General features: G+C 66.8%; 13 protein-coding genes. 11 read left to right on the top strand and 2 right to left on the bottom strand.

Annotated features, from left to right (window positions below; translation table 11 throughout):
• Positions 1 to 173: 173 nt before the first annotated feature.
• The 5 genes from RCO38_RS02285 (at position 174) to RCO38_RS02265 (ending at position 4,805) form a co-directional block, all read left to right on the top strand.
• On the top strand, positions 174 to 524 hold the full coding sequence (locus tag RCO38_RS02285; protein WP_308326677.1) for a DUF2958 domain-containing protein: 351 nt from the start codon (positions 174 to 176) through the stop codon (positions 522 to 524).
• A 65-nt stretch (positions 525 to 589) separates the two neighbouring features.
• A complete protein-coding gene (locus RCO38_RS02280; RefSeq protein WP_296337315.1) occupies positions 590 to 868 on the top strand; it encodes a hypothetical protein in 279 nt (92 codons plus the stop codon).
• Positions 869 to 1,578: 710 nt separating this feature from the next.
• Complete coding sequence (locus RCO38_RS02275) at positions 1,579 to 2,409, top strand: DUF932 domain-containing protein (protein ID WP_308327310.1); 831 nt, start codon at positions 1,579 to 1,581, stop codon at positions 2,407 to 2,409.
• 65 nt (positions 2,410 to 2,474) lie between these two features.
• Positions 2,475 to 4,532 carry a ParB/RepB/Spo0J family partition protein gene (locus tag RCO38_RS02270; protein ID WP_308326676.1) on the top strand — a complete coding sequence of 686 codons (2,058 nt, stop codon included), beginning with the start codon at positions 2,475 to 2,477 and terminating at the stop codon, positions 4,530 to 4,532.
• A 63-nt stretch (positions 4,533 to 4,595) separates the two neighbouring features.
• Positions 4,596 to 4,805, top strand: coding sequence for a hypothetical protein (locus RCO38_RS02265; protein WP_308326675.1), 210 nt, complete (start codon positions 4,596 to 4,598; stop codon positions 4,803 to 4,805).
• A gap of 130 nt (positions 4,806 to 4,935) precedes the next feature.
• Here RCO38_RS02265 and RCO38_RS02260 read toward each other — a convergent pair whose 3' ends face one another.
• The gene (locus tag RCO38_RS02260) at positions 4,936 to 5,454 is read right to left on the bottom strand and encodes a GNAT family N-acetyltransferase (protein WP_308326674.1); all 519 of its coding nucleotides are present in this window, start codon (positions 5,452 to 5,454) and stop codon (positions 4,936 to 4,938) included.
• A gap of 820 nt (positions 5,455 to 6,274) precedes the next feature.
• Between RCO38_RS02260 and RCO38_RS02255 the strand changes: the two genes are divergently transcribed.
• Positions 6,275 to 6,589 (top strand): DUF736 domain-containing protein, encoded by a 315-nt coding sequence (locus RCO38_RS02255; protein ID WP_308326673.1) that lies wholly within the window; start codon positions 6,275 to 6,277, stop codon positions 6,587 to 6,589.
• Positions 6,590 to 6,956: 367 nt separating this feature from the next.
• On the opposite strand, the gene RCO38_RS02250 is transcribed toward RCO38_RS02255, so the two are convergent.
• The gene (locus RCO38_RS02250) at positions 6,957 to 7,250 is read right to left on the bottom strand and encodes a helix-turn-helix domain-containing protein (protein WP_308326672.1); all 294 of its coding nucleotides are present in this window, start codon (positions 7,248 to 7,250) and stop codon (positions 6,957 to 6,959) included.
• 223 nt (positions 7,251 to 7,473) lie between these two features.
• Here RCO38_RS02250 and RCO38_RS02245 point away from each other — a divergent pair, with 223 nt between their 5' ends.
• The 5 genes from RCO38_RS02245 to RCO38_RS02225 all read left to right on the top strand — a co-directional run.
• A complete protein-coding gene (locus RCO38_RS02245) occupies positions 7,474 to 7,821 on the top strand; it encodes a DUF2958 domain-containing protein (RefSeq protein WP_308326671.1) in 348 nt (115 codons plus the stop codon).
• A gap of 342 nt (positions 7,822 to 8,163) precedes the next feature.
• The gene (locus RCO38_RS02240) at positions 8,164 to 8,970 is read left to right on the top strand and encodes a DUF2285 domain-containing protein (protein ID WP_308326670.1); all 807 of its coding nucleotides are present in this window, start codon (positions 8,164 to 8,166) and stop codon (positions 8,968 to 8,970) included.
• A gap of 83 nt (positions 8,971 to 9,053) precedes the next feature.
• Positions 9,054 to 9,335, top strand: a complete 282-nt coding sequence (locus tag RCO38_RS02235) for a helix-turn-helix transcriptional regulator (RefSeq protein WP_308326669.1) — start codon at positions 9,054 to 9,056, stop codon at positions 9,333 to 9,335.
• Positions 9,336 to 9,361: 26 nt separating this feature from the next.
• Positions 9,362 to 10,219, top strand: coding sequence for a replication initiator protein A (locus RCO38_RS02230; RefSeq protein WP_308326668.1), 858 nt, complete (start codon positions 9,362 to 9,364; stop codon positions 10,217 to 10,219).
• Between the two features lie 253 nt (positions 10,220 to 10,472).
• The coding region (locus RCO38_RS02225; RefSeq protein ID WP_308326667.1) for a ParA family protein at positions 10,473 to 10,783 on the top strand (311 nt) is incomplete at its 3' end.

Here is a 10,783-nt window from a genome sequence, read left to right as displayed (position 1 = left end):
AAAAAACCGGGTGAGTGGAGGTGCGAGGGAGGCGGTCTTGCTGTTCCCTTCATCGTGCCACGGCGTTCTCGCCGTCAAGGGCTGCGCGCCAGTGGCGCTTGCGGCCCGTGGCCGTCTTCGACCCCTGACTGCTTGCGCTGCGCCGTGCCCCGGAAGGGCCGGGCAATTCCACCATGAACAACGCACTCATCACTGACGAGCAGCGCGTCGTGCTGCTGGCCAACGGCCGCGAATCCTTGGAGAACCCGGACTTCGATCCGGCCCCCGTGGTCAAGCTGTTCACGCCGGACGCCGGCGCGACCTGGCTGCTGACCGCGATTGATCCCGATGACCACGACCACGCCTTTGGTCTTTGTGACCTGGGCCTGGGGGCGCCGGAAATCGGCTGGGTCAGCTTGGGCGAACTGGCGGCGGTGCGCGGCGGGCTGGGCCTGCCGATCGAGCGCGACCTGTCTTTCCGCGCCGAGAAGCGGTTGAGCGCCTATGCGCGCGATGCGCGACTGGCTGGCCGGGTTGTTGTCTGAGCCGGCCCTGGGAGCGCCGCAAGGCGCTCCTTGCGCTTTCCCAACCTTCGCAGGAGATCCATGCCATGAGCAGCCATCACGACTACATCATCGAAATCACGGCGCAGCACGATGCGTTCAAGCCATTCGCGCCGGAGAACGGCCAGCCCTTGCGCTTCAAGATCGGAGACGCGGTGATCTTCACCAACGAATTCGGTGCGCAGTTCCGGCGTCGTGTCACCGGGTTCTATCGGCCCAGCGGGCTTTCGGGCCTGTACGCACGCGGTGCGCGCTACTTGCTGGACTCGTCATCGCCGTGCATGCCGGTATCGGAATCCAGCCTGCGTCCTGACGACTCGGCGTGATGCCTACGCGCCCCTCACGGGGCGCTGCGCGCTGCGCTTGCCTCCAGGGGAAAGCCCTGCCGGCTATCCCCGCCGCGCAGGCTTGGCGCCCCTGAACACCGCCGACTCGGCTGCGCCGGATCGGCCAGACCGCATTCGCAGCAGATCCACACGGCCTTGCATGTGCTCATCCTGATCCTGTGGTTCCTTCACCTATGAAGTCTGGGCGTCCCCGGCCACCTGGGAGATGGCCGGTCGCGCTGTCGTGCGCGTAGCGCATCGAGCCGCCTGCGGCGTCTCGCCCCTTCGGGCTTCCATCGTTCCCTCGCTCCGCTCGGCTGACGCCTCCGGCCCGGCTTCTAGCTTCGGGCCTGCGCGCTTCGCTTGCCGTGCGGTTCGGCACACAGGGATGGCCGTTGCCATGTCCAGCCGTCTCCCCTGACTTCATCACCTTGTCCGCGACTGTAGCCCGCGGCCTGGTGCCGTCAAGGCGCGCAGGGCCGTGTCCTCGGCTGCGCCTGCGGGCCGCACCAACCCTGCGCTTGTCTCCTTGACGGCCCCCGTCCACGGGCTCCCTTTCGTCGCGGGCGATGAACTCAGGAAAGACGGTGGCAACAGGGCCAACCGGGTTCCTCGTGCCGACCGCACCGAACAGCCGAAAGGCTGGGCTCCGAATCTAGGAATCCGGTGTGCGGTTTTCTTCAACAGCCATTTTGTTCAGGAGAAAGAGCATGCAACTCGCATCCCGCTTCGCTTCCCACTCCCCGGCGCTGCGCAGCGACTACCCGCTGTCCGATGACCAGATTCATCGCGTGGCCCCGTCCATCTTCGCGGATGCCCCGCACGAAAGCCGTTCGCAGCGGTACGCCTATATCCCCACCGCCGCCGTACTGACCGAGCTTCGCAAAGAAGGCTTTCAGCCTTTCATGGTGACGCAGACCCGCGTGCGCGATGAAGGCAAGCGCGAGCACACGAAACACATGCTGCGCCTGCGCCATGCCAGCCAGATCAACGGCGCGGAGGCTAACGAAATCGTGCTGCTGAACTCCCATGACGGCACGAGCAGCTATCAGATGCTGGCCGGAATGTTCCGCTTCGTTTGCAGCAATGGCCTTGTCTGCGGCGACACCGTGGCGGACGTGCGCGTGCCCCACAAGGGCGACGTGGCCGGTTCCGTCATCGAAGGCGCTTTCGAGGTGTTGAGCGGCTTCGAGCGCGTGAAGGAATCCCGCGATGCCATGCGCGCAATCACGCTGGACGAAGGCGAGTCCGAAGTGTTCGCCCGTTCCGCGCTGGCCCTCAAGTACGACCCCGCCGACAACAAGCCCGCGCCCATCACCGAATCGCAAATCCTGATGCCGCGCCGGTTCGACGACCGCCGCCCCGACCTGTGGAGCGTGTTCAACCGCACGCAGGAGAACTTGACCAAGGGCGGATTGCATGGCCGCAGCGCCAACGGACGCCGCCAGCAGACCCGACCCGTGCAGGGCATTGATTCCGATGTGCGCCTGAACCGCGCCCTCTGGATGCTGGCCGATGGCCTGCGCCAGTTGAAAGCCTGAACCGTTCCCCCGCCGGAGGGGCGGTTCCCCTCCATTCCCTTGTTTCACTCGATTGGAGATTCGCTATGAACGCCGTTACCCAAACCGAAGCCCGCGCCATCCAAGCCCCCGCGCTGGAAGCCGCCGACCCGACCAAGAACCTGATTCTGGTTCCGCTGTCGCGGCTGGTGCTGCGCCCCACGGGCCGCAACGTGCGCAAGACCCCGCGCATGTCCATCCCCGAACTGGCTGCGAGCATCCAGCGCGTGGGCCTGCTGCAAAACCTGATCGTCATTGCATCCGCCGATGGCGAGCATTACGAAGTCGTGGCCGGTGGCCGACGCCTCGCAGCCCTCAAGCTGCTGGCGAAAAAGCACCGCATCAGCAAGGAATGGGAAGTGCCTTGCCTGCTGGTGGCCGATGGCACCGCCCGCACGGCCAGCCTCACCGAAAACGTGCAGCGCGAAGCCATGCACCCCGCAGACCAGTTCGAGGCTTTCGCCGCGCTGGTGGCCGAAGGCCGTCCCATCGAGGACATTGCGGCAGATTTCTCCGTTACGCCGCTGGTGGTGCAGCGCCGATTGAAGCTGGCGAACGTCTCGCCCCGCCTCATGGCTGACTATCGCGCCGATGCCGTGAGCCTTGACCAGTTGATGGCCCTTGCCATCACCGATGACCACGCCGCGCAGGAAAGCGCGTTCTACGATGCGCCAACCTGGCAGCGCGGCCCGTCCGCGCTGCGCGAACGCCTCACCGAGCGCGAAATCGACGCCTACCGGCATCCGCTGGTGCGCTTCGTCGGGCTGGACACCTACGAGGCCGCAGGCGGTGGCATCCGCCGTGACCTGTTCGCGGAAGATGACGCGGGCGTGTATCTGACCGATGCCGCGCTGCTGGAACGGCTGGCGCAAGACAAGCTGGCAGGCATCGCCGCCACTGTCCGCGTCGAGGGTTGGGCGTGGGTGGATGCCACGCCGGGCGTGACCCATGCCGACCTGCACGCTTTCCAACGCGCACCGAAGGAGCGCCGCGAACCGAACAAGCGCGAAGCGGCACGCATCGAGAGGCTGCAAGCCAAGATGCACGAACTGGCCGAAGCCGTGGATGCTGCGCTGGACGCCGACGACGAGGACAAGGCCGACGCCTTGCAGGAGGAAGGCGAAACCGTGGGCGAGCAGTTGCAGGCGCTGGAAGATGGCTTGCAGGACTACGGCGCGAACGTGAAGGCCGCAGCCGGTGCGATCGTCACCATCGACCGCAACGGCGAGGCCGTGATTCATCGCGGCTTGATGCGCGAGGCCGAGGCCAAGGCGCTGCGCACGCTGGAAAGGCTACGCCAAGGGTTCGGCAGCGAAGGCGAATCCGAGAACGACGACGAAGGCGAGGACGGAGACGACGACAGGCAGCCCAAGACCGCCGCCATGTCCGACCGGCTGGCGCAGCGGTTGAGCGCCCACCGCACGGCGGCGCTGCAAATCGAAGTCGCACGGCATCCGCACGTCGCGCTGGCCGCGCTGGTGCATGGCATGGTGCAGACCGTCTTGCAGGAACGCCACTACGGCCACGATTTGCCGCTGGGCGTGGGCCTGAAATTGCAAGACCGGCTGGAAGGCATGGCCCCTGACTGGCCGGAATCTCCCGCCGCCGTGGCACTCCGTGAACTGCAACAGGTGGCCGGCGAAGCCTTGCCGGAGGACAGCGCCGAACTGTTCGCCGAGCTGCTGGCGAAGCCGCAAGACGAACTGGTGCGGCTGCTGGCCGTGTGCGTGGCTTCCACGGTGGACGTGGTGACGCCCCGCGCCACGCCGCACCAGCCCGGCGCGGAACTGGCGCAGGCCGTGGGCCTCGACATGGCCGCATGGTGGAAGCCAACCGCAGAAGGCTACTTCAAGCATGTTTCCAAGGCCGTGATTCTGGATGCCGTAGGCGCGTTTGCCCCGGAATCCGTCACCCGGCTGGCGAAGTTGAAGAAGGCCGACATTGCCAGCGAAGCCGAGCGGCTGGCCGATGGCACGGGCTGGATGCCCGCCATCTTCAAGGCCGCAGGCCCGCAGGATGCGGTGCAGGAGGCATGCCCGGAGCAGCACGCCCCGGAGGATGCCGAAGCAATGGCGGATGAACCCGCCGAGGCGCTGGCCGCTTGACCCGCGCCGAAGGCAAGCGCCCCGGCCTCGACCGGGGCGCTTTGCTGGAAGGAGAAGCCCCCCATGACCCGCACCGCCACCAGCCGCCCGCGCATGGCGGCGATCTACGCTCCCGGCACGGTGCGCGCCCGCCGCTGGCACGGCGCAGGCGACGTGCGCGGCTACCGCCCGCCCTCGGGCTGGACGGCCCGCGCCGACCTCACCGACATTCACCCCATCACGGGCCGCGCCTTGCCGCGTGCCGTGTGGTGGCTCATCGAAACGAAGGAATAACCGCGATCAGCACCGCGCCCAGGCCGTTCCGTCCTGGGCGCGGTGAAACGCAAAATCCGGGCGCGGCAGTGGCCGCGCCCGGTGTTCAAGGCCAACAGCCCAGCCAGAACGCCGCCGCCTTCGCGTTGGCTCAGGCGGCGGCGTTGAAGGCATCGCTGTAGCGCGCGATGCCTTCGGGCACTGGCCCATGCAGGGCCAGCGCCATGAAGTAGCCGGGCGGCACGCCCGGCAGTTGCAGGCCCGCATGGGCCTGAAAGCCAAAGCGCCCGTAGTACGCGGGATCGCCTAGCAGCACGCAACCAGCGGCTCGCATGGCCCGCAGTTCAGACAGCGCCTGTTCCATCAGGCGCGAGCCGATGCCGTGCCCCTGCCTTTGCGGCAGGACGGAGATCGGCCCCAACCCGTACCAGCCATCGGCCTTCCGTCCCTGGTCATCGGTGATCGTGACGGGGGACAGTGCGACGTGGCCGACGATCTGCCCATGCTCCTCGGCCACGATGGAAAGCGTCAGTTCATTGGTGGCGCGCAGGGCACGCACGATGAATTGCTCGGTGTGGCTGGTGTGCGGCGCATCGGCAAAAGCGGCCGTCGTGACGGCTTCGATGGCAGCAATGTCGTCCGGGGTCTCGTGTCGTAGCTGGAGGGTCATGGGCTTGTCTTGGATTCTTTCCTGAAAATATAGAACGACCTGGGCGTGTCGGCGCGATGCGCCGCCGGGCTTTCAGGCTGCGCCCCGTGCCGTCTTTGCCGTCACGGCCATTCGGCTTCAATCCCTCACGCCTTCGCGCCTGTGGCGCTGCGCGCTTCGCTTGCCTCCAGGGGAAAGCCCTGCGGGCTATCCCCGCCGCGCTGCGCTTGGCACCCCCCCTCGATACCGCCGAATCGGGCTGCGCCGGATCGGCCGGATCAGCGTCCCGACGCGAGGGGCGGGGGCGACGGGCAGATACGCCGGAGCTTGCTACGGCAGGTTGCACGAATGCGTGCCGTCCTTGACGCTGGCGGTTCGTTGCCTGGTCGTCACGAGGGGCGGTTCACGGACACGCCGACTGGCCTTGCGATGGGCTTCCACGCCGCGCTTCATACCAGACGCCGCGGGTGTTGGGGGCGTGCTCACCAGTCGTTGGGCGTGGCCCTTGCCAGTGTCAGGAAGACTAGCCGGTGAAGCCGTGCAGCGCGGGATGCCGAGTGGACCATGACTCCTTCCGGGGGTGGTTCGGCCCAGGGCGTCCTTGTCTCGTTGTGAATCCTGGCGGGGGCGCGGCTGCGCCTCGGGCTTCTGTGGATGCAACCTTCCAGCCCAAATAATTTCCCCTGCGCTGCGCGCATTCCTCGCGGGACAAATTATTTGGTCTTCCAGGTGCTCCACTGCGTTGCGCCCGCACGCGGTGCAGCCAGCCCGTCCCCCGCCGGCCGGATCACAACAAGGACGCGATGGGCGCGAACCTTGTTCAACCGTAAGGAGATTCATCATGGCAAACATCGGCACCTTCACCGCGGAGAAAGACGGCTTCACCGGCACGCTGCGCACCCTGACGCTCAACGTCAAGGTCAAGATCGTCCCCAACGACAAGGGCGACAACGACAACGCCCCCGACTTCCGCGTGCAGGTCGCTGGCCACGACATCGGTGCGGCATGGAAGAAGGTCAGCAAAGCCGAACGGCCCTACGTGTCCGTGACCCTCGACGATCCTTCGTTCCCGGCCACCGTCTATGCCCGCCTGATCGAAGGCGAGGACGGCACGCACGACCTGATCTGGTCGCGCAACAAGCCCCAGGCGGCGTAACCGCCGCAGCGCCCCGCCCCTCGCGGCGGGGCGCTGTGTTGCTGGGCAGCGTAGCAAGGAGGCAGGACCGTTGGAGCGTGGGCTATGTCAGGCTGCTTCCCTATGCGTTGGGTTCGTGGCTGCGGATGCGGCATGGCGTGTCGGTGCTTTGCACCGCCGGGCTTTCGGGCTGCGCCCCGTGCCGCCTTCGCCGTCACGGCCATCCGGCTTCAATCCCTCACGCCTTCGCGCCTGCGGCGCTGCGCGCTGACGCTCGCACTCTCCAGGGCAAAGCCCTGCGGGCTATCCCCGCCGCGCAGGGCTTGGCGCCCCTCGATACCGCCGAACCAGCTGCGCCGGATCGGCCTGGCGAGCACCGATGCGCGCGCTACGGCGCATCGGCCTGCTGCGTCACGGCCTCCAGCTCCTGCCGCACCTGCGCCAGAAGCCGCTCGGCCCGCCGCGTGTCGTCACCAGCATAGGCCAGTGTCAGCAGCGTGAGCGGATGGACCTCCATGACCTCGCACAGCTCGGCCAGTTTGTTCAGGGTCGGGCTTTTCAGGTCGCGCTCCAGCGAACTCATGTAGGTGCGGCTGGACACGTTGGAGAAGGCCTCTTGGCTCAACCCCCGCGCCTTCCTGATGGTCTTCAACGCCTCCGACAATGTGTGCTTCGCTGCCAAGCTTGGATCTCCGCAAAATCCAAGATGACAGCCGATTGCGCCCTATAGGACTACAATCTATAGTATTCATCGCTGCGCTTTCCCGCTTTTGCGCCTGCACGGAAACCCGCTTGCGCTGATTCCCACAGAACCGTAAAACCGCATTCGTGCCTTTCCCCAAATGCGCCGATGCGGCTTCGCGCTTTCACGCTTCGGCGGATTTGTTCAAAGAAGGGGCCGCCCCATGAACCGACTCACCACCGAGGACGAGCACAGGCAACTGCTGGCCCACGGCCAGGCTCGCGCCGCTGGCGAAGCCATCGACCCGCGGCCCGTGGTGCGGTTGTTCACGCCGGACGCGCACGCTACCTGGCTGCTGGCCGCGCTGAACCCCGCCGATGGCGACACTGCCTGGGGCCTGATCGACCTGGGATTGGGAATGCCGGATCTGGGGGAAATCAAGCTGTCGGATCTGGCTGCCATCGTCGGGCCACGCCAACAGCTCGTGATGCGGGACCGGTATTTCCAGGCAGTACGCCCACTGTCCGAATACCTGAGACTGGCCCGGGAGAACGGCTCCATCGTCGATTGAGCCGTTCGCGTTCCGGAGCAGCCGGGGCGCATTGAGGCCATTTTCGTCTGGCTTCAGACCCGTCAGGTCTCAATCTGCGCTGTTGCACCGGCACGGGGCAACTCTGGCGCAAACAGCCATGATGGCTGGCGCGGCGTGCGGCAGTGTGGGCGTCGCAGGAGACGGCTTGTTCTCATGCGCTACAGCAAGCTTTTTAGACGGTTTTGTGCAATGTACCGGATTCAAATCGTCTTGACACAAGATTTACGCTCTGACCAGTTTTTTTACGATTGGGGCCTGATGCGATGATGCTTGCGCGGTGATGTTTGTGGCGCTGCTCCTGTGTTTAAAGGGAGCTTCGCCATGACCGATCACCGCACCGCGCCTTGGTATCCGACGGCCGCGTACCTCTACGTGTTGCACCTCGATGCTCCTGCTCTGGCTTGGGAATACCTGCGCAGGAATCCCGATTACCGGCTCGACTGGCTGCGCCGTCATCGCAGATCGCAAGCGGCGCATCCAGCGGCGCAGCCCTGGGGCCTGCGCCTGCTGGAAGATCCAGCCCTGGATGCGCGTGACGCGCATCCGGCCTGGTTCCCCGACCATGAGGCCGTGGTGCATCTCTACGCCGACGACGATCCACCGCCAGATGCCGGCGCCTTCGAGTTCTGGAATGTCCCCGGCCACAAGCACCTGATCCACGACGGCAAGCGCCTCGTGCTGACAGCGCACTGGCCTGGCTGCTGCGTGCGTCTCGCGCTCGGGCCGGGCCTGGAAGACGGCATGGCCTGCCTCTGCGCCATGCGGACCTGCGCCTCGCCATGCGCTCGCTACCGCGCGCTGGCGGCCGGGCTGGATGCGTTGACCGCAGCGACTGCGGCCACGCCTGCGGCGGCGGCTCGCGGACGGCCCACGCCTGCTGCCTTGCAAGAACTGCACACCCTGCAGGCGCTAGACGCGACCCTGGCGGGTGCGTCCTTGCGCGAAGCGGCCGAAGGGTTGTTCGGTGTGGACGCCGTGGCCGATTGGTATAGCGACGGTGGCCTGCGCTCCAGGGTGCGCCGTCTGGTGCAGCGCGGCGATGCGCTGATGCGCGGCGGCTACCGCCGCTTAGCACAGCTTGCGCCGCTTGAGAAGGGTCGTTCTGCATCCGGCGCAGATCGGCCCTGAGCAGGAAGGCCGCGTTTTCTGAGACTGCCTCCATCCGGTTGCGCTGTGCGGCCGGAGCTTTGCAACCGATGGAGGTTCTCGCCATGCGTCCCGCTCCCTTGCGGCCTGCCGCCGCTGCCGTTGCCACGACGGCCCAACCCCAACGCTACCTGACCAACGACGAAGCCGCCGACTATCTGCGGCTGTCGCCGCGCACGCTGGAGAAGCAGCGCGTGCTGGGTGGTGGACCCAAGTTCCGCAAGTTCGGCCGCCGAGTCATGTACGCCGTGGCCGACCTCGATGCCTGGGCCGCCGAGCGCAGCTTCGACAGCACGTCCGATCCCGAGTACGCCGAGCACCATGCGGCGGACAGCCGTGCGCGCTGAACGCCGGCGCGCGGGTGGCCTTCGCCATGTCCAGTCCTGCGCTGCCGTCCCGGCAGCGGCCCGTGCCGGAACGCGAACAGCTCGACCTGTTCCGCGCCCTGCCGGGCGACATGGCGCCGCGCGACAGCCAGGACCTGATGGCGTTTCCGTTCTTCTCGCTGGCCAAGTCGCGGCGCACGGCGCCGATCGACTTCCGCGCTGGCGACGTGACGATCCGCGTGGAAGGCACGGCCGAGCACGGCATCGCCACAATCTGGGACGCCGACGTGCTGATCTGGGCCGCCTCGCAGATCGTGGAAGCGCGCGACGCGGGCCTGCGTCCATCGCGGCTGATGCAGGTGCGCCCCTACGAGGTGCTGCGTTTCATCGGGCGCGGTACGTCGCTGCGCGACTACCAGCGCCTCAAGGCCGCACTGGATCGCCTGCAATCGACTACGGTGGCCACATCCATCCGGGAGACGAGCGGTCGGCGTCTGCACCGCTTCTCGTGGATCAACGAGTGGAAGGAAATGGCCGACGCCCGCGGCACGCCGCTGGGCATCGAACTGATCCTGCCAGACTGGTTCTATGCCGGCGTGCTCGACGCCGCCCTGGTGCTGACCATCGACCCAGCGTATTTCCGGCTCACGGGCGGCATCGAGCGCTGGCTGTACCGGCTGGTGAGGAAGCACGGCGGTCGGCAGCCGGGCGGCTGGCAGTTCGACTTCCAGCACCTGTACCGCAAATCGGGCAGCGTGGCGCGGTTCTACGACTTCGCGGCCGACTTGCGCGCGCTGGTGGCGCGGCAAGCCCTGCCGGGCTACCTGCTGGGCATCGAGCATGCCGCTGGCGTTGCCTCGCCGCTGCTGACCTTCCGGCCCGTGCCGCCCACGGCACGGGGATAAGCGGTGCGTGGCCTGTGGACGGACTCGTGCTATCAGGCAACACAGGTGTCGTGCTATCAGGCAACGAATCCTCGTGCTATCAGGCAACAAAATCGGCCGCAAAGCCAATGCTGGCGCGGGTTTCGGCCTCTCCTAACTTCCCTAACTCAAATGCTCTAACCGGTAGTAGAGGCGCCGCGCCCTGGTGGACAACCGCCAGGCAGCACGAAGCGCAGAGGAGAAAGACCGGCTTTCCAGCCAGGAGGGCCGCGCCATGATCTTCGCGTTTCTCAACCAGAAAGGCGGTGTCGGCAAGACCACGCTCGCCACGCACATCGCGGGCGAACTGGCGATGCGCGGCCTGCACGTCATCCTGCTGGATGCCGACCCGCAGGGTTCCTCGCTCGACTGGACGCAGCGCAGAAGCCAGCAAGGCTTGCCACGGCTGTTCAGCGCCGTGGGCCTTGCCCGCGAGACGCTGCATCAGGAAGCGCCGGAGCTGGCCCGCCGCGCCGATCACGTCATCATCGACGGCCCGCCGCGCATCGCCGCCCTGGCGCGCTCCGCGCTGCTGGCGGCCGAGCG

Origin of the sequence: Hydrogenophaga pseudoflava (assembly GCF_031020795.1) — a bacterium.
GTDB classification, from domain to species: domain Bacteria; phylum Pseudomonadota; class Gammaproteobacteria; order Burkholderiales; family Burkholderiaceae_C; genus Hydrogenophaga; species Hydrogenophaga pseudoflava_A.
Note: the sequence above shows the minus strand (reverse complement) of the source record. Positions and strands in the feature narration are given on the sequence as shown.

Bases quoted from the DNA above. Each gene is read 5' to 3' on its own strand.
- RCO38_RS02285 (WP_308326677.1), top strand. From the start codon at position 174: ATGAACAACGCACTCATCACTGACGAGCAGCGCGTCGTGCTGCTGGCC.
- RCO38_RS02280 (WP_296337315.1), top strand. From the start codon at position 590: ATGAGCAGCCATCACGACTACATCATCGAAATCACGGCGCAGCACGAT.
- RCO38_RS02275 (WP_308327310.1), top strand. From the start codon at position 1,579: ATGCAACTCGCATCCCGCTTCGCTTCCCACTCCCCGGCGCTGCGCAGC.
- RCO38_RS02270 (WP_308326676.1), top strand. From the start codon at position 2,475: ATGAACGCCGTTACCCAAACCGAAGCCCGCGCCATCCAAGCCCCCGCG.
- RCO38_RS02265 (WP_308326675.1), top strand. From the start codon at position 4,596: ATGACCCGCACCGCCACCAGCCGCCCGCGCATGGCGGCGATCTACGCT.
- RCO38_RS02260 (WP_308326674.1), bottom strand. From the start codon at position 5,454: ATGACCCTCCAGCTACGACACGAGACCCCGGACGACATTGCTGCCATC.
- RCO38_RS02255 (WP_308326673.1), top strand. From the start codon at position 6,275: ATGGCAAACATCGGCACCTTCACCGCGGAGAAAGACGGCTTCACCGGC.
- RCO38_RS02245 (WP_308326671.1), top strand. From the start codon at position 7,474: ATGAACCGACTCACCACCGAGGACGAGCACAGGCAACTGCTGGCCCAC.
- RCO38_RS02240 (WP_308326670.1), top strand. From the start codon at position 8,164: ATGACCGATCACCGCACCGCGCCTTGGTATCCGACGGCCGCGTACCTC.
- RCO38_RS02235 (WP_308326669.1), top strand. From the start codon at position 9,054: ATGCGTCCCGCTCCCTTGCGGCCTGCCGCCGCTGCCGTTGCCACGACG.
- RCO38_RS02230 (WP_308326668.1), top strand. From the start codon at position 9,362: ATGTCCAGTCCTGCGCTGCCGTCCCGGCAGCGGCCCGTGCCGGAACGC.